The following is a 305-nucleotide window of genomic DNA, read 5'->3' as shown; positions in this document are numbered from 1 at the left end:
CGCCCGGTTCCATGGGTGGGGATTCACCTGGCTGCGCAGGCTGCGGCGTATCGGGGTCAGGCTGATGGGGCACGCCCCCGGCCTGCATGGGCAACGGATGCGCCAGCAAAGCCCAGGGCAACAACCCGATGTGGTTGGGCTGCAGACCTGCCAGCTTGGCACTGATTGCGGGATGGAGTTTCATTGGCTGCTCCTGACGAAACCGATGCACATCATGAACACCGGCGTACTTCGTTGGAGTGGCAAAAGCGCAGGTAATTCCCCGCGCTCGTCGGCTCAGGTCCGCGGCAGGGTCACGCCGCGCT

General features: G+C 64.6%; 1 protein-coding gene. It reads right to left on the bottom strand.

Annotated features, from left to right (window positions below; translation table 11 throughout):
* On the bottom strand, nucleotides 1–184 hold a 184-nt coding region (locus tag QWI17_RS04990; RefSeq protein ID WP_302721407.1), incomplete at its 3' end, for a hypothetical protein.
* Nucleotides 185–305: the final 121 nt, after the last annotated feature.

Origin of the sequence: Gilvimarinus gilvus, from assembly GCF_030518155.1 — a bacterium.
Taxonomy (GTDB): domain Bacteria; phylum Pseudomonadota; class Gammaproteobacteria; order Pseudomonadales; family Cellvibrionaceae; genus Gilvimarinus; species Gilvimarinus gilvus.
This window is presented reverse-complemented; position numbering and strand designations above follow the sequence as displayed.